The organism is Micromonospora sp. NPDC005205, assembly GCF_040608275.1.
Lineage (GTDB): Bacteria > Actinomycetota > Actinomycetes > Mycobacteriales > Micromonosporaceae > Micromonospora.
This window is the reverse complement of record NZ_JBEXHV010000013.1, coordinates 89,866-115,600: the sequence shown is the minus strand read 5'-3', so window position 1 is coordinate 115,600 and position 25,735 is coordinate 89,866. Positions and strand designations below refer to the sequence as shown.

Below are 25,735 nucleotides of genomic sequence, written 5' to 3'. Positions count from 1 at the left end.
CACTGTACGGTGGGAACGCTCCCAGACCGTGTCCACCACCCACCTGCTCGAGGAGCTGAACATGTCACGACGACGTCGTCGCCCGGCCGCCATGCTGGCCGGGTTGCTCGCTCTGGCCCTGGCTGCGGCCCTGTCGCCACCGACGCCGATGGCCGGCACCGCCGCGGCCGGCCCATCCAAAACCCGTGCTGTGCCACTCACTGAGCTGACAGTGGTTTCCGAACGGGTGGCTTTCGGTCTGCAGCGTCCCATCGCGATCACCGGGTTGCCGGACGGCCGGATGCTGATCGCCGAGAAGAACGGCACTGTCCGCGCCTACCACCCCGACACCGGCCTGGCACCCGACCCGGTGATCGACCTGACCGCCCGGATCGACACGTCGGACAACGAGCGCGGCCTTCTCGGCATCACACCGGCGCCGAACTTCGCGCGGACCGGGATGCTCTACGTGGCCTACACGAGTCTGCCTGCCGGCGCGCTGACCCTGGCGCGAGTGCCCATCAACGCCCCCGATCGGGTGCAGGTGCTGCTCACCCAGGAGCACGCCGAGTACGGCAACCACAACGGCGGACAGGTGGCCTTCGGTCGCGACGGCTACCTCTACTGGTCCCTCGGCGACGGTGGCTACGCGAACGACCCCTACAAGAGCGGCCAGAACCTCGGCACCCTGCTCGGCAAGATACTGCGGATCGACGTCAACCGCAGCTGCGGGGCGAAGCCCTACTGCGTGCCCTACGACAACCCGTTCGTCCGCACGGCGGGCGCGCGGCCGGAAATCTGGGTCTACGGGCTGCGCAACCCGTGGAAGTTCTCCATCGACCCGGCCGACAACTCGCTGTGGATCGGTGACGTCGGCCAGGGTCTGATCGAGGAGATCAACCACATCCGCCCGTCCCAGCGTGGCGCGAACCTCGGCTGGTCCTGTCGAGAGGGCACGCCGGTCTTCGACGAGACGCAGTGCCGACCAGGCGTGCGGCTCACCGACCCGATCGTCGAGTACGACCACTACATGACCGAGAACTGCTCCATCATCGGCGGGCTGGTGTACCGGGGGTCCGTCACCCCGGAGGCGCGGGGCACCTACATCGCCAGCGACTACTGCTCGACCCGCGCTTTCGCAGTGCGTCCCAAGTCCGGCGGTGGCTACGAATCCGCTGAGATCGGCACCTTCCCCACCCAGCCGACGGCGTTCGGCGCCGACGTGAACGGCGAGCTGTACGTGCTCAGCGACCTCCCGGGATGGCTGAGCAAGGTGCGGTTCGAGCGGGTCCAGCCGACCCCCACCGGCGGGGCGACGATCCGCTGAACCTCGGGCCATGCCCGTGACACCCGCGCTACCTCTGGGGACGGCCGCGCTCGGCGGCCGTCCCCAGGCTCACTCCGACGCAGGCTCAGGCTCCGCCCTGGTGGTGTTGTCCGGCACCAGCTCAAGCAGACGGCGTGACCGGAGACCGCAGGCCGAGCCACTGCTCGGCGTCCCAGGCATGGAACCGCTCCACCTCGGTGAACCCCAGCCTTGCCGCAAGGCGCATCGAGCCGACGTTGGCGGTTTGGGTGGTGAGCACCACCGGCTCGCCGGGAAGGACGCCGCCGAGCCAGTCGAGTGCCGCCGCGCACGCCTCGGCGGCGTACCCGAATCCCCACGCCCGTGGCAGAAACAGGTAACCGAGGTCGACCTTCCCGATGGCAGCCGGGCGATGGCACGAGCCGCTCGGTCCTGATCGGAGCAGGCGGCCAAGCCACGGCTTGCAGGTCTGCCATGCGCGTCATCGGTCGAGGCTGTCACGCCTGAGTCATCGGAACCCCACCCAGCCAGCGCGAGTTGTCATTGTCGAACGGCACTCGCGGCGGCGCTGTCCGAGGGACACAGCCGGGCCTCTGCTGTAGGTAGCGTGCGGAAATGAGAAGGAGCGAGCGGATCGCGGACCAGCTGGACCGGCACTGGCACAGGAACCTGCGTCCTCGGCTGCACGGTCTCGCCGATGAGGAGTACTTCTGGGAGCCGGTGCCTGGCTGCTGGAGCATCCGCCCACGTGGCACGTCGGTCGCATCGATGCCGGCGGGTTCGGGGGCATGGACGATGGACTTCGCGTCCCCTGACCCGGTGCCGGCGCCGGTGACCACGATTGCCTGGCGGCTGGCGCACATCATCGTCTCCTGCCTGGGCTACCGGGTCGGATGGCACTTCGGCGGCCAGGACGTCGACTCCCAGACATTCGCCTACGCGGCAACCGCTGACGAGGCGCTGAAACAGCTCGACGAGATGTACGGGACATGGAACACCGGCGTCCGCGAGCTCTCGGACGCCGACCTGGAGAACCCGCCCACGGTCGGTCCCGAGCGGTTTCCCATGGAGGGCATCGTCCTGCACGTCAACAGGGAGCTCATCCATCACGGCGCCGAGATTTCCCTGCTGCGCGACCTCTACCGCTGGCAGGACGGGGCCGCTCGCGCATCCACCGGTAGATGACCGCACCGTTCGTGTGCTCACTCAACCGTCCTCACCAGGCAGCTGAACGACGGCACCCGATTTTACGGCGATGCTGACCGTCCGTTCGGCCTCTATCCGCCGCTGGCACCCGAGTGGGGCAGCACCAGCCCTGACGGTCTCATAGGCTCCGCGGGTTCCACTGATCAATCCCACGGAGGAAGCGGTAATGCCCAAGCAATCCGCCCGGCGCTGGCTTGCCGGGTTCGGCGTCGTAGGCGTGCTCCTCGCTGCCTCCGCCATCCCCGCCTTCGCCTCCCCTGCCGCCAAGGACCTCGATTTCTTCGCCAAGGATGTGGTTGTCGCCCCCGGCGGCCCTGCAAAAGGATCGAACCTCTTTGCCCGCACCCGCATTAGCACAATGGAGTGGGGCGAATACACCGTCAAGGTGGACCGGAGCAAGGTCGCCGGCTTCGCCGACGTGCGGAACGACGGCGATGCTAACTCCTGCACCGAGTCTGGTCCGATCCTCACCTGCAAGGTGGTGGCAGAGGAAAACGACTACTACACGTACATCACCATGGTCGACCTGGTCGTGCGGGCGAAGAGGAGCGCCACGCCCGACCAGCAGGGCGACATCACGTTCACCATCACCGACAGCGACGGCGGTTCGGCGACCTACCACTCGAGCGTCAGCATCGGTGAGGGCGTGGATCTCGCCGGCGTCGAGCAGGGGCTCGAGCTGAACGCCGCCCTCGGCGACACGCTCGACCTCCCGCTGACAGTGGCGAACCGCGGCGAGAAGGCCGTCAAGAGCGTGGTGCTGTACTTCGAAGGCGGCTACGGTTTCGGCCCGTCGAAGCGGTACAGGAACTGCGAGTACAGCCCGGCCGACGCCTTCCGCCACGCCTTCGCCTGCCGGTTTCCCAACACCATCGAGCCGGGCGGCGCCGCACGGCTGGACTCCAGCTTCGGTTTCACAGTGCCGACCGACGGTTCGGCCCCGAACGGTCACACCGGCGTCGTGTCCTGGCACACGCCGGCAGACTGGGAGGAGCGGCAGTCCTTCAACCCGACGCGACTCGGGCAGCAGGGCACCGAAGGGGAGCTCAGGCTTGAGCCGGTCGGCCCGCGGAGCACGTCGCGGCAGACAGACGTCAACGACCAGAACGACGTCACGGTGATGAGACTCCACGTCAGCGGTGACCAGGGGGCTGAGGTGGCGGCGCTCGGGACGCCGACGACCGCTACCGGAAAGGTCGGCGACACGGTGCCGTTGAAGGTCGGCTACGTCAACAACGGCCCGGCGGCTGTCAACGTTGACGGAGCCAAGGATCTCCGGGCCCGTACCGTGCTGTCGCTGCCGGATGGCGTCACGGCCGTACGCGTTCCGATGACGTGCTCCAGCCCCGGCCACTGGGTGCCTGGAAAGCCCGGCGGCAAGGAGTACCGCTGTGGCGAGAACAAACGCCTGGCCAAGGGCGAGAAGATGGAGTACGAGTTCGAGTTGCGCCTCGACGAGGCCGGCACTCGGACCGCGGAGGTGCGGCTGACCTTCGACGCAGGCGTCGATCCCAACCCGGCCAACGACAGCGCGAAGATCACCATCATCGCGAGCGCTGACGGCGGGAGCGAGAGCCCCGGTGGGGATGACGGCGGGAGCGAGAGCCCCGGTGGGGATGACGGCCAGGGAGGCGGGGGCACCGATGGCTCGCTGCCGATCACCGGTGCCAAGGCTGGACTGATTGCCGGCATCGGTGGCGTACTGCTCGCCGCCGGCGCTGCGGGCTTCGTGGTGGCCCGCCGTCGCAGGACCCGCTTCGTCGCCTGATCTGTTTCCTGCGCCAACCGTGCCCCGTCGACCTCAGGTCGGCGGGGCACGGGCTCACCCGCATGAACTGCTGTGACTCACAAGGTCGTCGCCCTGACGTCGTGCGGAGTGCCGCAGCGATCAGTGATCTCGGTCCGGGTCGAGGAAGCACGACAGCAGCTGTCTGAACTCCCGCGGGTGCTCGATCGCCGGCACGTGCCCGCATCGACCGAACACGTGCAGACGGACGTCAGCCAGGTGTTCGAGCAGGGGCTGGGCTGCCGTCGCGAGCGGCGTGACCCGGTCCTCGACGCCGTGCACGAGCAACACGGGCGCGCGCACCGTCGCCAGCGTCTGCGCCGAAAGAGTGAGATCGGTGGCCCATCGTGCCCTTGGTGGAGGGAACACCGACGCGAATGCCGCCGCCCCCGCCCGCATCGCGGACGCACGGGCGTCGACGGCCGAATCGGTCACGAGCGCCTGATCGAGGACGAGGCGACTGAGCATGTCCCGTGCCCCGGACGGGCCGGCGGGGGCGGCCCAGACCGCGTCGAGGTCGGCGGAGAGCGGCGCCCCGGGGGCGCCCATCGTCGAGACCGCCACGACACGGGTGACCTGCTGGGGGCGTGCGGCCGCCAACGCCAGCGCCACGGCACCGCCCATGGAGTGACCCACCACGGCGTAATGCTCGATACCGAGGGCATCCATCAGGCTTGCGGCCTGCTCCGTCCACAGCCGGAGCCCACCCCTGGAGCCTGCCGGGAGGGGTGTGCGGCCGAACCCCGCCTGGTCAGGAGCTACCACGCGCCAGGACGCGCCCAGCGCCTGCGCCGTCGTTGCCCAGGCGCCGGACCCGGACGTGCCGGGTCCGGAGCCGTGCAGCATCAGCACCGCGGGCCCCGTGCCGCTGTCCAGGACGTGGACGGGGGAACCGTCGACTGCGACGGTCCGAAGTGCGGTCACCAGGGCAGGTCGGATGTGCTCATGCCGACGCGGGGTCGACGGACTTCGAGAAGAGCTCCATCATCGCCCTGCCGAACTGCGGCATGTCGGGCCAACCCCGGCAGGAGACGAGGTTGCCGTCCACGACGTCGGGAGCGTCGATGACCGTCGCGCCCGCGTTCTCCATGTCACCGGTGATGGGGGGGAAACACGCGGTCTTTCGACCCTTCAGCAGCCCGTACACCGCTGGCACCTGCGCGCCGTGGCACACCAGCGCGATGGGAAGGTTGCGCGCGAAGAAGTGCTCGGTGATGCGCCTGACGTCGGCGTCGACCCGGATCCACTCGGGGGCTCGTCCCCCGGGGATGATGAGGGCGTCATAGCGCTCGACGTCGACGTCGGCCCAGGGCACGTCGACCGGCAGCTTGCGGCCGTTCTTCTCCACGTAGGCGTCGGAGTTGGGGTCGAACTCGTGGATGACCAGTTGCACGTCGCGCATCGTCCGTGACGAGACGTCGACGTCCCAGCCGCCCTCCTGCACGCGGTAGTAGGGATACATGGTGTCGAGCTCCTCGGCGGCATCGCCGGTCAGGAGCAGCGCTCTGGGCACCTACTTCTCCTCGCATCTAGGGGCGGGTGAGGTGGATCCAATCCGATCCGATCAGGATTGAGTCAGCATTCCTGGGCCCAGCGCGCCCGTCAAGCCTCTACCGTCATTCCGTCCGCGTGCTCGATCTCGTTGAACAATCGTCGGAAACGCTCACCGGATCGCAGGATGTGCCGACGCATCGCGTAGGCGGCGGCGTCGGGGTCACGCGCGGCGATCGCGGTCACGACGTCCTCGTGCTCGGCCATGGCCTGGTGCGTGACCTGGGTGTCGTGGTGAAGCCGGAAGAGGTGCACGTGGCTGTGCAGGCGAGCGAGCGTTTCACGGATGACCTGGTTCTCCGCGCTCAGGGCGACGAGATCGTGGAAGGCCGCGTCGCGTAGCCCGAAGGCGCCGTAGGCCAGCGGTCCGCTGCCCCCCTCCAGCTCCGCCATCTCCTCCAGCATCCGTCGCAGACCCGCAACCTGCTCCGAGGAGGCGCGTTCGGCGGATCTGCGCGCCGCTGCCGGCTCGAGGAGCAGGCGGACCTCGAGCATGTCCTCGAACCGGTGACGGGTTATCTGGGGAGGAATGCGGTAGCCGGCATGGGGCACCCGCACGACCAGACCCTCGGCCTCCATCCGGTTCAGAGCGTCTCGGATCGGCGTCTGCGAGACTCCCAGTTCCCGGGCCAGGACGTCGATCGTGACGCGGGAGCCAGGCTCGATCCGTAGCGACATCAGCTGTCCGAGCAGCGTGTCGTACACCTCGTCGGCGAGCCGGCCGCCAGATCTTCCCGCCGGCGTTCCGCCCGTCACGGCCCTGCGGCCCCGCGCGATCATCGCTTCGTCGTCCATCGTGACGTGAGGTCCCTTCCTGCGCCTTCGCGAAACTATTGACATCAGTCACAACGCTGCGGCATGCTGACGCCCCCACGCGATCGTATAGGAAAAGTGACGCACGCCCGCCATCCTGTACATCGCGGCACCACCCGCCACCGCTTCACTTCGATCACCTGAAACTCCCACGAGCATGCTCGACGTCCCGCTCGGGTCGTCACCGGGTCGCAGCTGAACCGAAGGACTCTCCCGACGGCAGGCAGACCCGGCACTCGCGGCGTACTCGTGACGCCGGTCCGCGGGTCGGTCCCCGCGGCAGCCCGGCAAGGCGCCTGAACAACCCAGCAACTGCTCGGCGAAGCACATAGCGAGGCCTTAGAAGTTCCCACCCAGAAAGCAGGCAATAAGATGCGGTATCTGAAGCGAACAGGACGATTGTCCGATCCCGGCCGAAAGGTGCAGCTGGCGACCCTGGCCATGCTGCTGGTGGCCACGACCGCGACGGCGTGCGGCGATGGCAAGGACGACGGCGAGAAGGCGAGCGCCCCCAAGGCGCCGGCGACCATCCCGGAGCTCACCAAGGATCCGCTGACGCTCAGCTTCATCTGGTTCGACTGGCCGCCCGCCAAGGCACTGGAAGCCTTCGCGAACGCGGAGTACAAGAAGGAACGGCCGAACGCGACCATCAAGGTCAACACCGTGCCGAACGCGAACTGGCACGACGCCATGTTCACCCAGTTCGCGGCGCGAAAGACCGACTTCGACATCGCGATCCTGGACTCGCAACACATCGGCGAGGCCGTGACGAACGGCAACATCCTCGACATCACCGACTTCGTCAAGAAGAACATCGACGTCACCGCCTACGACCCGTACCTCCTGGCGGCCTACGGCCAGTACCCCCAGGCGGAGACCGGCAAGCGCGACGAGAACGCCAGCCTGTACGGACTACCGCTGCTCGGCGACACCTGGACGATGATCTACCGCAAGGACCTGATCGGTGCCAAGCCACCGCAGACCTGGGACGAGATGATCGCGGCCGCCACGAAATGCCAGGCGGACAACCCTGGCGTCAGCGGGCTGGCCTTCCACCAGGCCAACGGCTCCGACGCCGCGGCCGTCACCTACAACACGGTGAACGGCGTCTACGGCGGCAACCTCTGGGACTCCAAGGCGCGCAAGATCGAGGGTGTCCTCAACGACACCGCGGGCCAGGAGGCGATGGACGTCCTGGTCAACAAGATGAAGCCGCTGACCGCCAAGGGTTCCGGCAACTGGTTCATCGACGAGGTGAACGCGGCGGTCGCCCAGGGCAAGGCGTGCATCGCGTTCAACTGGATCGCCGCGAGCGGCGGCCTGCTCGATCCGAAGCAGTCGACGCTCGGTACCAGCCGGGAGAAGATTCTCGACAAGCTGGGTTTTGCCACCCTGCCGAGCCAGAAGACGAACCTGGTCCCCCTCGGCGGCATGGGGATGCACGTGTCGGCCTACTCCGCCAAGGACAACCAGGCCGAGGCCCTGAACTTCATGGAGTGGTTCGAACGGGCTGACATCCAGAAGAAGTGGGCCGCGGCTGGTGGCGTGCCATCGCGTACGGACGCAATCCAGTCACCCGAGTTCCTCAACGCCGGGCCGTTCAACAAGGTGTACGCCGACTCGGTGCCGCGGATGCGGGACATGTGGAACGTGCCCGAGTACGCGCGCCTCGTCGACATCGAGAACACCAACGTGAACGCGGCTCTCAACGGCGCCAAGAAGCCCAAGGATGCGCTCGACGACATCGCCAAGGAGCAGCAGGGCGTGCTCGACTCCGGCAACCGCAAGGGTGGCGGCGGACTGTGAGTGACCCCGCCCCTCTGACTACCGACGATCCCGGGCAGGTGGCGTCCGCAAGGCCGCCTGCCCGGGGTCGGGCCCCTCGGCTGAGCGACCGCGGGCTCGCCGTTGCCTTCATCTCCCCCGCGATGCTGCTGCTGCTCGCCATGTCGGTGTTCCCGTTGCTGTGGGCGTTGTACCTGTCTTTCACCGACTACTCCGCCACCCGCGGGGGGCCGGCCGATTTCATCGGATTCGGGAACTACACCGCCATCCTGACGTCGGCGCAGGTCCACACGAGGGCCCTGACAACGTTGATCTACGTGGTCGGCGCGGTCGGCCTTCAGACCGTGCTCGGATTCGGCATCGCCTACCTGATCTCACGGCGCACACATGGGCGAGGAGTGCTGACCACCCTGTTCCTGGTGCCGATGATGCTGTCGCCGGTCGTGGTCGGGCTCTTCTGGCGATTCATGCTCGACGCGCAGTTCGGCGTGGTCAACAGCATGCTCGGCTCACTCGGTCTGGGGCAGGTGGAGTGGCTCACCCGCCAGCGGACGGCACTGCTGTCCCTGATCGTGGTCGACACCTGGCAATGGACGCCGTTCATCATGCTCATCGCGCTCGCGGGCCTCACCGCGGTTCCCAAGTACCTCTATGAGGCCGCCTCGATCGACCGGGCGTCGGAATGGTTCCGGTTCCGCACCATCACGCTTCCGCTGGTGTGGCCGCTGCTCCTCATCGCCGTGATGTTCAGGGCCATCGAGGCATTCCGGCTGTTCGACCTCGTCTACATCCTCACCAACGGAGGCCCGGGTGTTTCTACCGAGACGTTGTCGTTCCACATCTACAAGGTCGCGTTCCTGGGCTTCAACACCGGAACCGCTTCGGCGTACGGAATCCTCATGGTCCTCGTCGTCATCGTCCTCACGCAGTTCTACCTGCGCTATTTGAACAAGCTCAAGGAGGGCTGATGGCCGTCTCCGTCGACGAGGCAGTGGCCACGGGTCCTGCCCGGGATCACACGCCCCCCGCGCGCCGCCTCGGCAGCCGAGGCCGCTCCGTGCTGGAGGTCGCGCTGCTGACCGCGCTGGCCGTCGTGATGCTCTTTCCGGTGCTGTGGATGATCGAGACGTCCATCAAGGAGAACAGGGACGTCTACGCCATCCCGGCCAAGTTCTTCGACTTCAAGATCACTCTGAGTCATTACAAAGACGTGTTCGTCTCCCCCGGCGGCGGTCGCTCGGCCCTGTCCGTCTCGTTCCTCAACTCTGTCGTGGTGGCCGGAGCCTCCACGGTGCTGGCCACCGTGCTGGGGGTCCCGGCGGCCTGGGCCTACTCACGCTTCGCCGTGAAGGCCAAGAAGGACCAACTGTTCTTCATCCTGTCCACGCGCTTCATGCCGCCCGTGGTGGTCGTGATCCCGATCTTCCTCATGTACCGCCAGGTCGGACTCATCGACAACAAGCTCGGCCTGATCCTCATCTACACGGCGTTCAACGTCCCGTTCACGATCTGGATGATGAAGGGGTTCGTCGACGAGGTGCCCGCGGAGTACGAGGATGCCGCCATGCTCGACGGCTACACCCGTCTGCAGGCGTTCCGGCGCTTCACCCTTCCCCTGCTCGTGCCCGGCATCGCCGCGACGGCGGTCTTCGCGCTCATCTTCTCGTGGAACGAGTTCGTGTTCGCCACCTTCCTCACCTCCAGCGACGACGTCCGGACGGCCCCACCCGCCATCGCCGGCCTGATCGGCGGCACCACCACGGACTGGGGCCTCGTGGCCGCCGCCTCCGTGGTGTTCGCCCTACCGGTGCTCGTCTTCGCGTACCTGGTGCGCAAGCACCTCATCGCCGGCGTGACGCTCGGGGCGGTGCGACGCTGATGGCGGGCATCGAGGTGACAGCGCTGCACAAGCGCTACCCAGACGGGACGGTCGCGGTCGAACACGTGGACCTGTCCATCGGCCACGGCGAGCTGTTCGTGATGCTCGGCCCTTCGGGCTGCGGCAAGACGACCACGCTGCGGGCCATAGCCGGCCTGGAGAGGCAGACGACGGGCGACATCCGCATCGGCGACACGCTGGTCAACGACCTACCGCCCGCCGAACGCGACATCGCCATGGTGTTCCAGTTCTACGCCCTCTACCCGCACCTGAAGACCCGCGACAACCTGGCGTTCCCGCTGCGGGCCGAGGGACTGCCCAAGCAGGAGGTGCACGAGCGGGTCAACGAGGCCGCCCGGCTGATGCAGCTCGGTCCGCTCCTGGACCGGCGACCCCGCCAGCTGTCCGGCGGCGAGCAGCAGCGCGTCGCGCTCGCTCGCGCCCTGGTACGGCGACCGCGCGCGTTCCTCATGGACGAACCTCTCACCAACCTGGACGCGGAGCTGAGGGCGGACATGCGCACGGAGATCAAGCACCTGCAGGGGGAACTGGGCGCCACGATGGTCTACGTCACCCACGACCAGGTCGAGGCGATGTCGCTCGGTCACCGAATCGCCATCCTCAACAAGGGCCGCGTCGAGCAGATCGGCACGCCGCTGGAGGTCTACGACCGTCCGGCGAGTCTCTTCTGCGCCTCATTCATCGGCTCCCCGCCGATGAACCTCATCGAGGTGGAGGTGGCCGACGGGAAGCTGCGCGGTGAGGGCGGACTGGTCCTCACGCCACCGCCGGGCCTGCCGCGCGACCGTCGTCTGATCGCGGGCGTCCGGCCGGAGGCGCTGGAAGTCACCGAACCCGGGGCGGAACACTCGGTCCCGGCCCGCGTGGTCTCGGCGGAGTGGCTGGGCGACGAAATCATCTACGTGGTCGACCACGGCGGCCAGCGCGACGTACGGGTTCGGATGCCACCGACCGTCCGTTTCGCCGCTGACGCAACCGTCGGGTTGCGGCACACCGGCGGCACCCCGGCGGTCTACGACGTGAGCACGGAAGAGCTGGTGGCCTGATGGGAACCGTGGCAGCGCACGGGCTGCGCAAGTCCTTCGGAAAAGTCCAGGCCCTCGACGGGGTGACGCTGGACGTGCCGGACGGCTCGTTCTTCGTCGTGCTGGGGCCCTCCGGGGCAGGCAAGACGACGACCCTGCGAGCGATCGCCGGCCTTGACAAGCTTGACGCCGGGTCGGTGCATCTGGACGGCAGGGACGCGACCGGTGACACCCCGGCCGCACGCGACCTGGCCATGGTCTTCCAGAGTTACGCCCTCTACCCGCGACACACGGTGTACGAGAACATCGCTTCGCCGCTGCGGGCACGTCGCTGTTCGTCGAGCGAGATCGCCGCTGCCGTCGAGCAGATGTCGAACCTGCTGCACATCGAACGGTTGCTGCAGCGTCGTCCGGCGCAGTTGTCGGGTGGTGAGATGCAGCGCGTCGCCCTGGCCCGGGCGCTGGTCCGTAGTCCGCGCGCGTTCCTCATGGACGAGCCGCTGACGAATCTCGACCTCAAGCTCCGCGTCGAGATGCGCACCGAGCTCACCCGCATCCACCGCAGCCTCGGAGCGACCTTCGTCTACGTGACCAACGACCAGGTCGAGGCTCTGTCCATGGCCGACCAGGTCGCGGTCCTGAAGGAGGGGACTGTGCAACAGGTCGGAACACCGACCGAGGTGTACGAGCGCCCAGCCAACCAGTGGGTCGCGGGATTCGTCGGGAGCCCGCCGATCAGCCTGCTCGCCTGCCGTGCCGAGGGGGACCGTCTGGTCGGTGCCGAGGGCTGGACGCTGCCGCGGCCCCGCTGGACCACGGCTGAGGACGGTCGTGAGCTGATGCTGGGCCTGCGGTCGGAGGACCTGTCCGTCGAGCAGCGTGGGAGCGCGTCGTTGTCGGGCGAGCTCTACGGGCTTGAGCCGCTCGGTGACCGGACGGTGGTCGACGTCCGGGTCGGGACGGAGATCCTCAAGGTCAAGGCCCGACCCACAGTCGCGGGTACGCCGGGCGAGCGGGTGCTTGTCACCGTCGACCTGGACCGTGCGCACCTGTTCGACGCGGGCACCGGGGTGTCGCTGTCCGAGGCTGGGCGGTAACGGCGCCGGGCGGCGACGGCGACATGCGCCCGTACGTGGCAGTCGAGCCCGCCTCGCCCGCGACGAGGGCGTGTGACCCGTCCGTCTACGCGCACAGCGCGATCGCTGAGGCACGCCGGACATCACGAGGAAGATCACAGGAGGCGACGCGATGAGTGACCCGATGAACGTGCTGGCCCCCGAGTATCGGCGGCTCCGGATCGGCGACGCGTGGCGCGACGCCGCAAGCGGAGCCACCTTCGCCGTCGAGGACCCCGCCACCGGCAAGACCATCGCCGAGGTGGCGGACGCTGACGTCGTCGACGGGCTCGCCGCCCTGGACGCGGCGAGCAGGGCAATGGCGGAGTGGGCGGCCACCCCGCCACGGAAACGGTCAGAGTTGTTGACCGCGACGTACCGGGCACTGACCGAGCGATCCGAGGAGGTCGCCCGGCTGATCACGCTGGAGATGGGCAAGCCGCTCGCCGAGGCTCGGGGAGAGGTGGCCTACGGTGCCGAGTTCTTCCGTTGGTTCGCCGAGGAGGCGGTGCGCGTCGAAGGGCGCTACAGCATCGCTCCCGCAGGTGGATACCGCATCCTCACCGTGCCGAAGCCGGTCGGACCGTGCGTCTTCGTGACGCCCTGGAACTTCCCGTTGGCCATGGGTGCCCGCAAGATCGCTCCTGCGCTGGCTGCCGGCTGCACGACGATCACCAAGCCAGCAGGTCAGACGCCGCTCACCATGCTGCTCCTGGCCCGCATCATGGAGGAGGTCGGCGTTCCCCCGGGCGTCGTCAACGTGGTGACCACCAAGCGTTCCGGCGCGGTGGTCTCCGCACTGCTGGCCGACAGTCGGACCCGCAAGCTGTCCTTCACCGGGTCGACCGAGGTCGGGCGCGTCCTGCTACGACAGGCCTCGGACAATGTGCTGCGCACCTCCATGGAACTGGGCGGCAACGCCGCCCTGATCGTGTGCGCCGACGCTGACCTGGACGTCGCGCTCGACGGTGCCATGGTGGCCAAGATGCGCAACATCGGGGAGTCCTGCATCGCGGCCAACCGGATCTACGTCGAGGAGCCGGTGCGCGAGGAATTCACGGCGCGCTTCGCCGAGCGGATGGGCGCTCTCTCGGTGGGCCATGGTCTCGACGACGGCGTGAACGTCGGGGCGTTGATCGACGAGGCCTCGGTCACCACGATCGACGGGCTCGTCGCCGATGCGGTCGATCGCGGCGCACGGGTCCTGGTGGGCGGCGAGCGTCCCGATGGGCCGGGTCACTTCTACCCGCCCACGGTCCTCGTCGACGTGCCCGAGGATGCGCGGATGCTGCGGGAGGAGATCTTCGGCCCGGTGGCGCCGATCATCTCGTTCACGTCCGACGACGAGGTGATGGCGAAGGCCAACGACACCGAGCACGGCCTGGCCGGATACGTCTTCACCCGTGACCTCCAGCGGGCGCTCCGGTTCGCCGAGGGGCTGGACACGGGGATGCTCGGCATCAACCGTGGTCTGATATCGGATCCGTCAGCTCCGTTCGGCGGCGTGAAGCAGTCCGGGATCGGCAAGGAGGGGTCGCACGAGGGCGTCCTCGAGTACCTCGACCTCACCTACGTGGCGATCGACCTACCGTGACCGGCCTGCTGCCCCGGGGGCCCGCCGCGCGCGTCTGCGCCACCCGGGCGGCCAACCTCGCCGACGCCGTCCCGGTCTCGCAGGTGACCTGGACGTCCACCCAGCACATCGCCGCCGACGTTCCGGAGAGGCACTGCCATGCTTGAGACCGTCCGCGGACCACGCCAGCTGATAGTGGGCGAAGGGGTCGCGCAGAACATCCCCCGAGTGGTGGCCGAGAGTGGCTCGCGAGTCCTCATCGTGACCGACCAGGTTCTCCTGGGGCAGCCAGGCGTGGCCGAGATCGTGGCCGCCGTACGGGAGAAGGTCGAGGCCGTCGAGGTGTTCTCCGACGCGACCTCGGACGTGCCTCTCTCCGATGTCGCCCTGGCCGTCTCGGCCGCCGCCGAGGTGAACGCCGACGTGATCCTCGCCATCGGGGGTGGCACGGTGATCGACCTCGCCAAAATCGTCGGCGTCATCCGGCGCCACGGTGGGACGCCGCGTGACTTCTACGGCGAGTCGAGGGTGCCGGGGCCGACGATCCCTCTCGTCGCGGTCCCCACGACGTCCGGCACCGGTTCCGAGCTCACACCCGTCTCGGTGTTGACCGACCCGGACCGCGAGCTGAAGGTGGGGGTTTCCAGCGTCCACATCGTCCCCGACTTCGCCATCGTCGACCCCGAACTCACCTACACCTGCCCGGCGACCGTCACCGCCCACTCCGGTATCGACGCGTTCTGTCACGCCGTGGAGAGTTACACCGCCCGGCCTCGGGCCCACGGACCGCGCGACCCGGTGGAGCAGGTGTTCCTCGGCCGCAACCCGATCACCGACCACTACGCGCTCCGCGCTGCGGAACGGATCGCCCGTAGCTTGCGCCGTGTGGTCAGGGACGGAAGCGACACGGCCGCGCGCGCGGACATGTCCTATGGATCCATGCTCGCCGGGATCGCATTTTCCCACGCGGGCAACGCGGCCCCGCACGCTCTCCAGTACCCCATCGGCGCAGCCACGCACACGCCGCACGGCCTGGGCGTCGGACTGCTACTGCCCTACGCGCTGGACGCGGCCAGGGATGCCATCACAGACCGGTTGGCCATCCTCGCCCGGGTGTGCGGGCTCGACGTCACCGACGCCTCCGACGCCGAAGCCGCAGACACGTTCCTCACCTGGCTCGACGGGCTCCTTGCCGACATCGGTATCCCTGCCACCTTGGCGGACATCGGCGTGGCACGCGCCGACCTCCCGCGCTTCGCGGAGATGGCCAGTGGTGTCACCCGCCTGATCCAGAACCACCCGGGCCCGAGCGACACCGCCAGCCTGACCGCGATCCTCGAAGCGGCCTGGAACGGGGACCGGACCCGACACGCCCTGACTCCGAGCAGAGAGTGACCGGCCCTTCCCGAGACGACGACCACCCTGCTCTACCCCGGGCGTCGGAATGCTCGGCTACGCCATCGCGCCCGACGGCGTAGCCGTCCTCCGGTAGGGCGTATCCGGCAGGAGCCGGGGTGTCCGCCTGACCACCACCAGGTCACGGCTGTTTCTCTGGCCGGCCATCAACGACGTTCGGCAGGTCGCCGACCTCTGCGGGCATGCCGGCACGACCGTGACCGACGTCGTGCCGCGCACCATCGCGCGGGCCGTGTGGTCCCCACCTCTTGGCATTGGGTGGACGGCAACCGTCCCCGAGGATCAGGGACGGGCCGTAGGCCATCGGCGTGCCGACATGCAGCACCCTTGACACACTCCGTACCGCTGCTTATGGGTTCTCGGTCACCTGGTCCGTTCGATGACGCCGGCAATGCCGAGGCCGTTGCGCGAAGCGGCGCCGCTACCCCAGAAGGACGAGCTGCCCGGGACGTTCGCCAGGGCATCAAGGTGCGGGTCACTGCCGTCGAGGTCCCACCCGCTGACATCGGGATGAATCACCACCACCGGACCAGCGCGACGCCGTAGCCGCACCCTGGCGGTCCCCCGGCGCCGCCGCCGACGGCGGCCGGTTGACCTCCGCGCCCTACCTGGCGACGATCATCCGTACCACCATCTCGTACGCCGGCAGACCGCACCGAATCCGACACCGAGAGGGCTACCCGTCAGCCCGGCATGCGACGCTCAAGCTTCACGACCAACGAGCCACGCCGTTGTGGCCCCCGGACACCACCGCCATCGCCGCACAAGTCCTGGCAGGACAGTCCGCCCCAAATCCCACACCCCTTGTGCCCGGAGGAACGCAGACCATGGACCACGCTTCTCAGCTCATTCAGGAGCGGAGTGCCCCGCCGGCCACGCTGGTGATCTTCGGTGCCTCCGGTGACCTGACCCGGCGTAAGCTGCTGCCCGCAATCGAGAGCCTGGCTCGGCACGAGCGGCTCCCGGACCAGTTCGCGCTGGTCGGCGTCGCGCGTACGTCGATGACCGACGAGCAGTTCGCCGAGAGCGCCCTCGGTGCACGCACCCTCGCCAGCAAGCGCCAGCTCCAGAGCGGCGTGCGGTACGTGGCCGGCGGCTACGACGATCCGGAGACGTACAAGCGGCTCGTGGAGACCCTCGACGAGCTCGACGCACAGCGGGGCACGTCCGGCAACCGGCTCTTCTACCTGTCCACCCCCGCCGGGGCCTTCGAGCCGGTGATCAACGGACTGGCCGGTGTCGGGCTCAACCAGCCACGCGAAGGCTCCTTCTCCCGCCTGGTCATCGAGAAGCCGTACGGACGCGACCTGGCCACCGCCCGCGAGCTCGACGGCGTCGTGCACAGCGCGTTCGACGAGAACCAGGTCTTTCGTATCGATCACTATCTGGGCAAGGACACCGTCCAGAACGTGCTGGCGCTGCGCTTCGCGAACTCGATCTTCCAACCCATCTGGGATCGCTCCTGGGTCGACCACGTGCAGATCACCGTCGCCGAGACCCTCGGCGTCGGCAGCCGCGGCGGCTTCTACGAGGACGCCGGCGCGATGCGGGACATCGTGCAGAACCACGTGCTCCAGGTCCTCGCGCTGGCGCTGATGGAGCCACCGGCCTCCTTCGAGGCTGAGGGCCTGCGCAACGAGAAGGTGAAGCTGCTGCAGGCGATCCGGCTCCCCACCGACCGGGACATCGCCGAGGCCGCGGTCCGGGGACAATACACCCGGGGCGGCACCCGCGAGGAGCTGATGGCCGGCTACCGCGAGGAGACCGGCGTCGACCCTCTGTCGCGGACCGAGACCTACGCGGCGATGCGACTCAACGTGGACAACTGGCGCTGGGCCGGGGTGCCGTTCTACGTACGCACCGGCAAGCGCCTGCCGGCCCGGCTCACCGAGGTGGCACTGCAGTTCCAGCGGCCGCCGCACCTACCGATCCCGACCGATCAGCTCACCGGCCTCGATGCTGACGCGCTGATCCTGCGGATCCAGCCGAACGAGGGCATCTCGCTGCGCTTCGGCGCCAAGGTGCCGGGCCACTCCTTCCGGGTCCGCACCGCCACGATGGAGTTCTCCTACGACCAGACGTTCGTCGAGGAGTCCCCGGAGGCGTACGAGCGTCTGCTCCTGGACGCGCTGATCGGCGACGCGTCACTCTTCATCCGCAGCGACGAGGTGCAGCAGTGCTGGCGGATCGTCGACCCGATCATCGACCACTGGGAGAAGGACAACTCGCCGATCCCCACCTACGAGGCCGCCTCCTGGGGGCCGACCGACGCCGACCGGCTCATCGGTCGGCACGGCCGCAAGTGGCGCAACTCCGCGTGACCCTGCGTCACCCCGGGCCGCTGGAGCACGAGATGATCTTCTTCAACGCGGGCGAGCCGCCCTGGTAGAGGGCGGCCTACGGCGTCCGGTTACGGCGGTGGTGGACGATCAGCGCGACCGCGCTGAGCACCGCCACCAGGCCGAACGCCGAGCTGACCCACTGGTTGTCCGCCGCGGTCGAGAGCACCACGTTGGCCGCCGCGCTGACGAAGAGCACCAGCCACAGCAGCGGGCGCAGCAGGCCACCCGGCCTTTTCGGTGCGGCGACCGGGGCCTCGGTGATGCGGTACGGATCGGTCATGACTGCCTCCTTCGGCGAATGTTTCCTGACGCCGTCAACGCTAGGGACGCGGCGCGGCGGAGACGATCCCACCAGCTCGACGACAGTGGTACAGCAGGCTGTACCTTCCGCCCCGACGTCGCCGGGCGGGGCCTACGGTGGCCTATGTTGGCGGTGGAGGTGGGTCGATGGCGTACGTGCGAGGCCGGGTTCGCGCCTCGGTCGACGCCTTGGAGCACATCGTCGGAGGGCTGGGCACCGCCACGCTGGCGCTGGGCGCGCTGCTCTGGGCGGCGATCGTGGCGGTGACCTGCCTGGGCGGGGTGGGGCTGCTGGCGGCGCCGGGCGCGTTGCGGGCGGTGCGCTGGGTGAGCGACCGCGAGCGGAGCCGGCTGTCCCGCTGGGGCGAGCCGATCCCCACGCCGGGTCCGGTGCCGGCCGGGTTGCGGACGGCGACGCGCGATCCCTTCGTACGCCGGGAGCTGGGCTGGGTCGCGCTGTACTCGCTCGTCGGCCTGGTGACCGGGCTGGTCGGCATCGCGCTGCCGCTCTATGCGGTGCAGGACGGCACCTTCCCGCTGTGGTACCGGCTGGTCCCCCCCGACGCCGCGCCGGGGATCGTCTGGTGGCACATCGATGGCCTGTCCGACGCGCTCTGGGTCGGGGTGCTCGGGGTGGGCTGCCTGGCCGCCGCGATCTGGTTCAGCCCGGTCCTGGCCCGCCTCCAGGCATGGCCGGGCCGGTGGCTGCTGCCTCCACCGCCGGGTGTCGACCTGTCACTGCGGGTGGCAGAGCTGACCGCCACCCGCGCCGCGGCGCTGGACGCCCACGCGGTCGAACTGCGCCGGATCGAGCGGTCGCTGCACGACGGCACCCAGAACCGGTTGGTAGCGGTCAACGTGTTGCTCGGCGCTGCGCGGCGGGCCGTGCGCCGCAATCCGGACCGCGCCGACGAGATCCTCGGGCAGGCGCAGGACGCCGCGGAACAGGCACTCGGCGAGCTGCGTACGGTGGTGCGCGGGATCCTGCCGCCGGTGCTGGACGACAGGGGTCTCGCCGGTGCGCTGACGGGCCTGGCCAGCAGCTGCGCGGTGCCCTGCCGACTGGAGGTGGACGTGGCTGTGCGGTGCGCGGCCTCGGTCGAGGCCACCGCGTACTTCGTGGTGGCCGAGGCGCTGACGAACGTCGTCCGGCACAGCGGTGCGAGCCAGGTGGACGTGGCCGTGCGCCGCGAGCGCGGCCGGCTGCTGGTGAGCATCGAGGACGACGGGCACGGCGGCGCGAACGAGACACGTGGCTCCGGGCTCACCGGTATCCGCCGGCGGGTCGAGGCGTACGACGGCCGGATGACGCTGACGAGCCCGCCGGGAGGGCCGACGACAATGGACGTGGAGCTGCCATGCGGATCGTGATCGCCGAGGACGACCCGCTGCTGCGTGAGGGGTTGGCGCTGCTGCTGCGGGCGGAGGATCTGGACGTCGTCGCCACCGCCGGCACTCCGGGCGAGTTCCTGGTCGCCGTCGACGAGCACGCGCCGGACGTCGCGATCGTGGACGTACGGATGCCGCCGACCCACACCGACGAGGGCATCGTGGCCGCCGTGGAGGCCCGGCGGCGCCGTCCCGGCCTCGCGGTACTGGTCCTGTCGGCGTACGTCGAGCAGGCGTTCGCCACCGACCTGTTCTCGGTCGGCGCCGTCGGGCTCGGTTACCTGTTGAAGGAGCGGGTGGGCCGGGTCGAGGAATTCCTCACCGCGCTGCACCGCGTCGCGGACGGCGGCAGCGTGATCGACCCGGAGGTGGTGGCGCAGTTGCTCGCCCGCAACCGCCGGACGGACACGGCACTGAGCGAGCTGTCACCGCGTGAGCGTGAGGTGCTGGGGCTGATGGCCGAGGGGCTCGGCAACAGCGCTATCGCCGAGCGGCTGTTCGTCACCGACGGCGCGGTGCACAAGCACATCCGCAGCATCTTTTCGAAGCTTCAGCTTCCACCGGACGACAGTGCCGACCGCCGGGTCACCGCCGTGCTGCGCTACCTGGACGGCGATCGGCGGTAGCGCCTGCTGTACCCGGACCTGGCAGCCCGCGGGATGGTTGCCGTTCTCCCACGTCAATAGCGTTTCTGGTGCGCGCAGTTCTTGCCGATGACACGGAGAGAGGCCACCAGAATGCCGGATTATCCGGAACAGACAATCGCACCGGCGGTACGCGTCGAACACCTCACCCGCGTGTACGACGCCGGCGTTGACCAGGTGACTGCGCTTGCCGGCGTCGATGTCAGCTTCGAACGGGGCACCTTCACGGCGGTGATGGGCCCCTCGGGCTCCGGCAAGAGCACGCTGCTGCAGACCGCGGCCGGGCTCGACCGGCCCACCTCCGGTCGGGTGGTCATCGGAGGCACCGACCTGTCCGGGCTGTCCGAGACCCGCCTGACCGAGCTGCGTCGTACCCGGATCGGGTTCGTCTTCCAGGCGTTCAATCTGATCGGCGCGCTCACCGTCGAGGAGAACATCGTGCTGCCCCTGCGCCTGGCCGGCGTCCGTCCGGACCGGGCCTGGCTGACCCGGGTGGTCGAGCGGGTCGGCCTCACCGACCGGCTGCACCATCGGCCGGCCGCGCTCTCCGGCGGCCAGCAGCAGCGGGTGGCGATCGCCCGGGCGCTGGCCACCCGCCCCGAGGTGATCTTCTCGGACGAGCCCACCGGCGCCCTCGACTCGCGGACCGCGGCGGAGGTGCTGACGCTGCTGCGCGCGGTCGTGGACGAACACGGGCTGACCGTGGTGATGGTGACCCACGATCCGGTCGCCGCGTCGTACGCGGACCGGGTGCTCGTGTTGGCCGACGGTGCGATCGTCGCCGACCTTCCGCAGCTGGGAGCCGCCCGTATCGCCGAGCATCTGGCGTCGCTGGATCGGCGGGTACTGCGATGATCGGTCTCGCCGCCCGCCTGCTGCGCCACCGCGCCGGACCCGCCGCCGCGACCCTGCTGGCCCTGATGGCCGGCGTGCTGATCCTGGTGGCGATGGGCACGCTCGTCGAGTCCGGGTTGCGTTTCCGCGCGGAGCCACGGCTCTGGGCCGCGGCCGACGTGGTCGTCGCCAACCGCACGGTCAGCCACACGTTCAAGGAGTTCGGCGGCGACACCACCTCGAGCACCGTCACGCTGCCCGAGGGCGGCACTGTGGACGCGGCTGTGGTGGACCGGGTCCGCCAGGTGCCGGGCGTCACGGCCGTCACCGGCGACAAGAAGGTGGTCATCGGCTCACCCGCTGCCGTGGGACACGGCTGGGACACGTACGCCTTCACCGGTCGTCCCGTCACCGCGGGTGCCGCGCCACGGGCCGACGACGAGGTGCTTGTCGACACCCGGTTCGGCGTGGCACCCGGCAACCGCATCGACCTTGTCGTCGGCGGGGTCAGCCGGTCGTACCGGGTGAGCGGAACCGCCGAGACCGGTTCGGCGGCGGTGTTCTTCACCGACGCGCAGGCCGCCCGGTTGTCCGCCCACCCAGGCCGGGTGGATGCGATCGGCGTGCGGATGGCGCCCGGCGCCGACCTCGGCGCCCTACGCGAGATCGCGTCGGAGGCCGGCGCGACGACATACGCCGGGAAAGACCGTGGCAACGTCGAGCAGTCGGAGAACCAGGCCGCCCAGACGTTGCTGGTCACGGCCGGATCGGCTTTCGGGGGGTACGTCGTCCTGCTGATCGTCTTCGTGGTGGCCGGCACCATCGGGCTGTCCGTCCGGCACCGTCGACGTGACCTGGCGTTGCTACGCGCGGTGGCGGCCACGCCGGGCCAGGTGCGCCGCATGCTGGTCGCCGAAGCCGCGCTGCTCGCCCTGGTCGGCTCTGCGATCGGCGGCCCGGCCGGCCTGCTGGCGGCCCGCTGGGTGCACGGCGAACTGGTCGGGCGGGGGTTCGTGCCGGCCAGCTTCCCGATGGCCGGCGGCCTGTTCGCGGTGCCGGCCGCGGTCGGTACGGCGGTCCTCGTGGCCGTGCTCGCCGCGTTGGTCGCCGGACGCCGGGTCACCGCGATCAAGCCGATCGAGGCGCTCGGCGAGATCGCTGTCGAGCCTCGGCGTAGCGGCCGGGTGCGGCTGATCGCCGGCGTGCTGACGCTGGCGGCGGCCGGCACCTCGGGGGCGTTCATGCTCGGCGCCGCCGGGTCGACCGGAGCGCTGGCCGCCGCGGTCGGCATGCTGTACCTGTTCGTCATCGCGGTGGCGCTGCTCGCACCGAGGATCAACGCGTACGCGGCACGCCTGCTCACACCGTTGTTGCCGAGGGTGTGGAGGGTCAGCGGCTACCTGGCTGCGGCCAATCTGCGAGCCAACGCGCAGGGCATGGCGACCGTCCTGACCGCCCTCGTGCTGTCCGTGGGGTTCGGCGGCTCGGTCTGGTTCCTACAGACCAACCTGGAACGGCAGACCACCACGCAGAGCAGCGCGGGAACCCTAGCCGAGCGGGTAGTTGTCGCACCCGGTGGGCTGCCGGCGGACGCGGCGCGCGAGATCCGCGAGTTGGCCGGGGTTCAGGCGGCCACTGGTGTGCACCGTACGCAGGTGGTGATGCGGGTGCTCGGCGGAATCGAGCCGGTCAACGCGCAGTCGGTCGACCCCGCGGGCATCACGTCGACGATGGACCTCGCCGTGCGCGAGGGCAACCTGGCCGACCTGCGCGAGGGCACTGTCGCCCTGTCTGCGACGCAGGCCTCCTCGTCCGGCTGGGACGTCGGCGATCAGGCGGAACTCTGGCTGGGCGACGGGACCCCGGTCACGTTGGACGTCATCGCGATCTACGGCCGTGGCCTCGGCTTCGGCGACGTCACGCTGGCCGCCGAGACGGTCGCCGGGCACACGGCCGGGGACACCAACGACGAGGTCCTCGTCAGCGCCGGCCCGGACGCCGACACCGCGTTGGCCACATGGTCGGCTGGGCAACCGGGCACCGAGATTCTCGACGCCGCCACCCGTACCCGCCTGATCAGCACCGATCTGGCGCTCGGCGCCTGGCTGAACCGGCTGCTGATCGGCGTGATGGTGGGGTACGCAGCCCTGGCCGCGGCCACCACGATGGTGATGGCCGCACTGGCCCGCCGCCGCGAGTTGGCGTTGCTCCAACTGGTCGGGGTCACCCGTCATCAGATTCGGAGGATGGTCCAGGCCGAACAGGCCGGACTGCTCGGCACCGCGGTACTGATCGGCGCGACGATCGCGGCGCTGACTCTGAGCGCGATCGTCAACGGACTGACCGGTAGCCCGATCCCGTACGTTCCGCCGCTCGGTTGGGTGGCGGTGCTCGGCGGCACGACGCTGCTGGCGCTGGCGACCACCGTGTGGCCGGTTCGACGGCTGCTCAGCGCCCCTCCGATCGACAACATCGGTGTGAAGGAGTAGACGTCCGGACGCGGGAGTGACGACGCGCCGTGTGACGGCTACGTCGCGTTACCTCCGTCACTCCCCTTGGCATCCGGAACGCCGTTCCGTATGTTGATTACCGGAACACCGCTCCGGTTGCCGGGCACGCTGAACCGGGCGGGCTGCCACCAAACCGTGGACGTTGAACGTGTCTGAAGGAGTAACAGTCATGCAGTACCGCACCTTGGGTCGCACTGGTGTGCAGGTCAGCACCCTCGTACTCGGCGCAATGAACTTCGGCAAGATCGGCAACACCACCCAGGAGGACGTCGCCGCCATCGTCAACGGCGCGCTCGATGCGGGGATCAACCTCATCGACACCGCCGACGCCTACAGCGGTGGTCAGTCCGAGGAGATGGTCGGCAAGGCCATCGCCGGCCGCCGCGACGACGTCGTCCTGGCCACCAAGGCGACGCTGCCGATGGGCGACGAGCGCAACCAGCGGGGCGGCTCGCGCCGCTGGTTGGTCACCGCGCTGGAACACAGCCTGCGCCGCCTCGGCGTCGACCACGTCGACCTCTACCAGATGCACCGGTGGGATCCGACGACCAGCGACGACGAGACGCTGTCGGCGCTGACGGACCTGCAACGCGCGGGCAAGATCCGCTACTTCGGCTCCTCGACCTTCCCTGCCTACCGCATCGTGCAGGCGCAGTGGGCCGCCCGCGAGGGGCGTCTGAGCCGTTACGTGACCGAGCAGCCGAACTACTCGATCCTGCAGCGTGGCATCGAGACCCACGTGCTGCCCGCGACCCAGGAGTACGGCATGGGCGTGCTGGCCTGGAGTCCGCTGGCGTCGGGCTGGCTGTCCGGGGCGATCCGCGCCGACCAGGAGATCAGCACGAACCGCTCGGGCTTCATGCAGCATCGCTTCGACGTCAGCATCCCCGCCAACCGCGCCAAGCTCGACGCCGTCGAGCAGCTCGCGAAGGTTGCCGACGAGGCCGGCCTCAGCATGATCCAGCTCGCGCTCGGCTTCGTCACCGCGCACCCGGGCGTCACCAGCGCGATCATCGGTCCCCGCACGATGGACCACCTCAGCTCGCAGCTCGCCGCCGCGGACACGGTGCTCCCGGCCGACGTGCTCGACGCGATCGACGCGATCGTGGCTCCCGGCGTCGACCTCGCCGCCCACGAGAAGAACGACACCCCGCCCGCTCTGCTCGAGCCGGCGCTGCGCCGCCGCTGATCACTCGGCACGCCGGCGACCAGACGGCAGGCGGACGTACGCCTACGCGTCCGCCTGCCGGCGCCCAACCCGGCTGGCGTCGCGCGTTGGGTCGCCGACGAACTCATCATCCCGTCGACCGCCTGACCGCCTGACCGGCCGGTCCCGGTCGATCTCCGAACCGGGCGGCCTGGGTCAGGTGGTGGAGTGACTGATTTCAAGGCTCCCGCTGCCGGAGTCGCACTGAGACCAGTGCCAACCCGATCAGCGGGAGCCTCCCGATCGCGCTGCCGGGGCCAGCCACCGCCCGTGCCGGCCGTGATCCACCTCGCAGTACTTGCCTCTCACGTTAGCGTGAGGTTTTAGCGTGGTGGCATGCAGATCAACGGCTCAACAGCTCTCGTGACCGGTGCCAACCGCGGGCTCGGCAAGGCCTTCGCCGAGGCACTCCTGGCCCGCGGCGCCACCGTCTACGCGACTGCCCGTCGCGTGGAAAGCATCGACATCCCCGGTGCCGTCGCCCTTCAGATGGACATCACGGATCCAGCGTCCATCGAGGCGGCGGCAGGCAAGGTGGGCGACCTCAACATCCTCATCAACAACGCCGGCACCTCCACCGAAGCCCCGCTGCTCGGCTCCTCCCTGGAGAACATCCGCCAGGACTTCGACACCAACTTCTGGGGCACCCTCAACGTCACCCGCACCTTCGCGCCGAGGCTGGCCGGTGGCGCCATTCTCAACGTCATCTCGGCGCTGAGCTGGTACACCTTCGCCCCCAGCAGCAACGGCTACGCCGCCTCCAAGGCTGCGGAGTGGTCCCTGACGAACGGCATCCGACTCGAGTTGGCCGGCCAGAAGACTCTGGTCACCGCCCTGGCGCTGGCGATCGCCGACACGGACATGATGGCCGGCATCGACATTCCCAAGCTCCCGCCCCACGAGGTGGTCAGCCAGGCGCTCGACGGGCTGGAAGCGGGCAAGATCGAAGTCATCGCCGACAAGCCCACCGCCAACGTCAAGGCCTCCCTCTCAGGCGACCCCGCCCTCTTCTACGCCGACATCACCGGCAACCTCTTCAGGTGACGTCGCCTGG

General features: G+C 69.2%; 23 protein-coding genes. 18 read left to right on the top strand and 5 right to left on the bottom strand.

The features are described 5' to 3' along the window. The first annotated feature begins 28 nt into the window (after positions 1-28). On the top strand, positions 29-1,306 hold the full coding sequence (locus ABZU43_RS23010) for a PQQ-dependent sugar dehydrogenase (protein ID WP_355008531.1): 1,278 nt from the start codon (positions 29-31) through the stop codon (positions 1,304-1,306). A gap of 121 nt (positions 1,307-1,427) precedes the next feature. On the opposite strand, the gene ABZU43_RS23005 is transcribed toward ABZU43_RS23010, so the two are convergent. After that, positions 1,428-1,730, bottom strand: a complete 303-nt coding sequence (locus ABZU43_RS23005) for a GNAT family protein (RefSeq protein WP_355008639.1) — start codon at positions 1,728-1,730, stop codon at positions 1,428-1,430. A gap of 170 nt (positions 1,731-1,900) precedes the next feature. Between ABZU43_RS23005 and ABZU43_RS23000 the strand changes: the two genes are divergently transcribed. After that, positions 1,901-2,470 carry a DinB family protein gene (locus tag ABZU43_RS23000; protein WP_355008530.1) on the top strand — a complete coding sequence of 190 codons (570 nt, stop codon included), beginning with the start codon at positions 1,901-1,903 and terminating at the stop codon, positions 2,468-2,470. Positions 2,471-2,708: 238 nt separating this feature from the next. Further along, positions 2,709-4,259 carry an LPXTG cell wall anchor domain-containing protein gene (locus ABZU43_RS22995; protein ID WP_355008529.1) on the top strand — a complete coding sequence of 517 codons (1,551 nt, stop codon included), beginning with the start codon at positions 2,709-2,711 and terminating at the stop codon, positions 4,257-4,259. 120 nt (positions 4,260-4,379) lie between these two features. Here ABZU43_RS22995 and ABZU43_RS22990 read toward each other — a convergent pair whose 3' ends face one another. From ABZU43_RS22990 to ABZU43_RS22980, 3 genes are all read right to left on the bottom strand, one after another. Further along, positions 4,380-5,123 carry an alpha/beta hydrolase gene (locus ABZU43_RS22990; protein WP_355008638.1) on the bottom strand — a complete coding sequence of 248 codons (744 nt, stop codon included), beginning with the start codon at positions 5,121-5,123 and terminating at the stop codon, positions 4,380-4,382. A 97-nt stretch (positions 5,124-5,220) separates the two neighbouring features. Beyond that, positions 5,221-5,790, bottom strand: a complete 570-nt coding sequence (locus ABZU43_RS22985; protein ID WP_355008528.1) for a DJ-1/PfpI family protein — start codon at positions 5,788-5,790, stop codon at positions 5,221-5,223. A gap of 89 nt (positions 5,791-5,879) precedes the next feature. Next, positions 5,880-6,623 carry a GntR family transcriptional regulator gene (locus ABZU43_RS22980; RefSeq protein WP_355008527.1) on the bottom strand — a complete coding sequence of 248 codons (744 nt, stop codon included), beginning with the start codon at positions 6,621-6,623 and terminating at the stop codon, positions 5,880-5,882. 438 nt (positions 6,624-7,061) lie between these two features. On the opposite strand from ABZU43_RS22980, the gene ABZU43_RS22975 reads away from it, so the two are divergent. The 9 genes from ABZU43_RS22975 to zwf all read left to right on the top strand — a co-directional run bounded on the left by ABZU43_RS22975 (position 7,062) and on the right by zwf (position 17,776). Beyond that, positions 7,062-8,447 carry an extracellular solute-binding protein gene (locus ABZU43_RS22975; RefSeq protein ID WP_355008526.1) on the top strand — a complete coding sequence of 462 codons (1,386 nt, stop codon included), beginning with the start codon at positions 7,062-7,064 and terminating at the stop codon, positions 8,445-8,447. A 122-nt stretch (positions 8,448-8,569) separates the two neighbouring features. Further along, positions 8,570-9,394, top strand: a complete 825-nt coding sequence (locus tag ABZU43_RS22970) for a sugar ABC transporter permease (protein ID WP_355008525.1) — start codon at positions 8,570-8,572, stop codon at positions 9,392-9,394. Continuing rightward, complete coding sequence (locus tag ABZU43_RS22965; RefSeq protein WP_355008524.1) at positions 9,394-10,305, top strand: carbohydrate ABC transporter permease; 912 nt, start codon at positions 9,394-9,396, stop codon at positions 10,303-10,305. The genes ABZU43_RS22970 and ABZU43_RS22965 overlap by 1 nt, the downstream gene beginning before the upstream one ends. Continuing rightward, a complete protein-coding gene (locus tag ABZU43_RS22960) occupies positions 10,305-11,372 on the top strand; it encodes an ATP-binding cassette domain-containing protein (RefSeq protein ID WP_355008523.1) in 1,068 nt (355 codons plus the stop codon). The genes ABZU43_RS22965 and ABZU43_RS22960 overlap by 1 nt, the downstream gene beginning before the upstream one ends. Continuing rightward, positions 11,372-12,448, top strand: coding sequence for an ABC transporter ATP-binding protein (locus ABZU43_RS22955; protein ID WP_355008522.1), 1,077 nt, complete (start codon positions 11,372-11,374; stop codon positions 12,446-12,448). Before ABZU43_RS22960 ends, ABZU43_RS22955 begins: the two co-directional genes overlap by 1 nt. 151 nt (positions 12,449-12,599) lie before the next feature. Beyond that, positions 12,600-14,060, top strand: a complete 1,461-nt coding sequence (locus ABZU43_RS22950) for an NAD-dependent succinate-semialdehyde dehydrogenase (RefSeq protein WP_355008521.1) — start codon at positions 12,600-12,602, stop codon at positions 14,058-14,060. Continuing rightward, entirely contained in the window at positions 14,057-14,206 is a 150-nt protein-coding gene (locus tag ABZU43_RS22945) for a hypothetical protein (protein ID WP_355008520.1), read from the top strand. The genes ABZU43_RS22950 and ABZU43_RS22945 overlap by 4 nt, the downstream gene beginning before the upstream one ends. Next, a complete protein-coding gene (locus ABZU43_RS22940) occupies positions 14,199-15,434 on the top strand; it encodes an iron-containing alcohol dehydrogenase (RefSeq protein ID WP_355008519.1) in 1,236 nt (411 codons plus the stop codon). Before ABZU43_RS22945 ends, ABZU43_RS22940 begins: the two co-directional genes overlap by 8 nt. Before the next feature lie 848 nt (positions 15,435-16,282). After that, positions 16,283-17,776 carry a glucose-6-phosphate dehydrogenase gene (zwf, locus tag ABZU43_RS22935; protein WP_355008518.1) on the top strand — a complete coding sequence of 498 codons (1,494 nt, stop codon included), beginning with the start codon at positions 16,283-16,285 and terminating at the stop codon, positions 17,774-17,776. 76 nt (positions 17,777-17,852) lie between these two features. Here zwf and ABZU43_RS22930 read toward each other — a convergent pair whose 3' ends face one another. Continuing rightward, positions 17,853-18,077 carry a hypothetical protein gene (locus tag ABZU43_RS22930; RefSeq protein WP_355008517.1) on the bottom strand — a complete coding sequence of 75 codons (225 nt, stop codon included), beginning with the start codon at positions 18,075-18,077 and terminating at the stop codon, positions 17,853-17,855. A 167-nt stretch (positions 18,078-18,244) separates the two neighbouring features. Between ABZU43_RS22930 and ABZU43_RS22925 the strand changes: the two genes are divergently transcribed. The 6 genes from ABZU43_RS22925 (at position 18,245) to ABZU43_RS22900 (ending at position 25,725) form a co-directional block, all read left to right on the top strand. Then, complete coding sequence (locus tag ABZU43_RS22925; RefSeq protein WP_355008516.1) at positions 18,245-19,468, top strand: sensor histidine kinase; 1,224 nt, start codon at positions 18,245-18,247, stop codon at positions 19,466-19,468. Beyond that, positions 19,456-20,112 carry a response regulator transcription factor gene (locus tag ABZU43_RS22920; protein WP_355008515.1) on the top strand — a complete coding sequence of 219 codons (657 nt, stop codon included), beginning with the start codon at positions 19,456-19,458 and terminating at the stop codon, positions 20,110-20,112. Before ABZU43_RS22925 ends, ABZU43_RS22920 begins: the two co-directional genes overlap by 13 nt. Positions 20,113-20,223: 111 nt before the next feature. Next, the gene (locus tag ABZU43_RS22915; RefSeq protein ID WP_355008514.1) at positions 20,224-20,985 is read left to right on the top strand and encodes an ABC transporter ATP-binding protein; all 762 of its coding nucleotides are present in this window, start codon (positions 20,224-20,226) and stop codon (positions 20,983-20,985) included. Continuing rightward, the gene (locus tag ABZU43_RS22910) at positions 20,982-23,453 is read left to right on the top strand and encodes an FtsX-like permease family protein (RefSeq protein WP_355008513.1); all 2,472 of its coding nucleotides are present in this window, start codon (positions 20,982-20,984) and stop codon (positions 23,451-23,453) included. Before ABZU43_RS22915 ends, ABZU43_RS22910 begins: the two co-directional genes overlap by 4 nt. A gap of 190 nt (positions 23,454-23,643) precedes the next feature. Continuing rightward, a complete protein-coding gene (locus ABZU43_RS22905) occupies positions 23,644-24,663 on the top strand; it encodes an aldo/keto reductase (protein ID WP_355008512.1) in 1,020 nt (339 codons plus the stop codon). A gap of 354 nt (positions 24,664-25,017) precedes the next feature. Continuing rightward, positions 25,018-25,725: an SDR family oxidoreductase gene (locus ABZU43_RS22900; protein WP_355008511.1), complete on the top strand. Its 708-nt coding sequence runs from the start codon at positions 25,018-25,020 to the stop codon at positions 25,723-25,725. The last annotated feature ends 10 nt before the right edge of the window (positions 25,726-25,735 follow it).

What these genes read in the sequence shown, in the direction of transcription:
- ABZU43_RS22955 (WP_355008522.1), top strand. Translation starts at nt 11,372, where the DNA reads ATGGGAACCGTGGCAGCGCACGGGCTGCGCAAGTCCTTCGGAAAAGTC.
- ABZU43_RS22920 (WP_355008515.1), top strand. Translation starts at nt 19,456, where the DNA reads ATGCGGATCGTGATCGCCGAGGACGACCCGCTGCTGCGTGAGGGGTTG.
- ABZU43_RS22910 (WP_355008513.1), top strand. Translation starts at nt 20,982, where the DNA reads ATGATCGGTCTCGCCGCCCGCCTGCTGCGCCACCGCGCCGGACCCGCC.
- ABZU43_RS22990 (WP_355008638.1), bottom strand. Translation starts at nt 5,123, where the DNA reads ATGCTGCACGGCTCCGGACCCGGCACGTCCGGGTCCGGCGCCTGGGCA.
- zwf (WP_355008518.1), top strand. Translation starts at nt 16,283, where the DNA reads ATGGACCACGCTTCTCAGCTCATTCAGGAGCGGAGTGCCCCGCCGGCC.
- ABZU43_RS22900 (WP_355008511.1), top strand. Translation starts at nt 25,018, where the DNA reads ATGCAGATCAACGGCTCAACAGCTCTCGTGACCGGTGCCAACCGCGGG.
- ABZU43_RS22915 (WP_355008514.1), top strand. Translation starts at nt 20,224, where the DNA reads ATGCCGGATTATCCGGAACAGACAATCGCACCGGCGGTACGCGTCGAA.
- ABZU43_RS22960 (WP_355008523.1), top strand. Translation starts at nt 10,305, where the DNA reads ATGGCGGGCATCGAGGTGACAGCGCTGCACAAGCGCTACCCAGACGGG.
- ABZU43_RS22925 (WP_355008516.1), top strand. Translation starts at nt 18,245, where the DNA reads ATGGCGTACGTGCGAGGCCGGGTTCGCGCCTCGGTCGACGCCTTGGAG.
- ABZU43_RS22950 (WP_355008521.1), top strand. Translation starts at nt 12,600, where the DNA reads ATGAGTGACCCGATGAACGTGCTGGCCCCCGAGTATCGGCGGCTCCGG.
- ABZU43_RS22905 (WP_355008512.1), top strand. Translation starts at nt 23,644, where the DNA reads ATGCAGTACCGCACCTTGGGTCGCACTGGTGTGCAGGTCAGCACCCTC.
- ABZU43_RS22965 (WP_355008524.1), top strand. Translation starts at nt 9,394, where the DNA reads ATGGCCGTCTCCGTCGACGAGGCAGTGGCCACGGGTCCTGCCCGGGAT.
- ABZU43_RS23000 (WP_355008530.1), top strand. Translation starts at nt 1,901, where the DNA reads ATGAGAAGGAGCGAGCGGATCGCGGACCAGCTGGACCGGCACTGGCAC.
- ABZU43_RS22970 (WP_355008525.1), top strand. Translation starts at nt 8,570, where the DNA reads ATGCTGCTGCTGCTCGCCATGTCGGTGTTCCCGTTGCTGTGGGCGTTG.
- ABZU43_RS22930 (WP_355008517.1), bottom strand. Translation starts at nt 18,077, where the DNA reads ATGACCGATCCGTACCGCATCACCGAGGCCCCGGTCGCCGCACCGAAA.
- ABZU43_RS22980 (WP_355008527.1), bottom strand. Translation starts at nt 6,623, where the DNA reads ATGGACGACGAAGCGATGATCGCGCGGGGCCGCAGGGCCGTGACGGGC.
- ABZU43_RS22940 (WP_355008519.1), top strand. Translation starts at nt 14,199, where the DNA reads ATGCTTGAGACCGTCCGCGGACCACGCCAGCTGATAGTGGGCGAAGGG.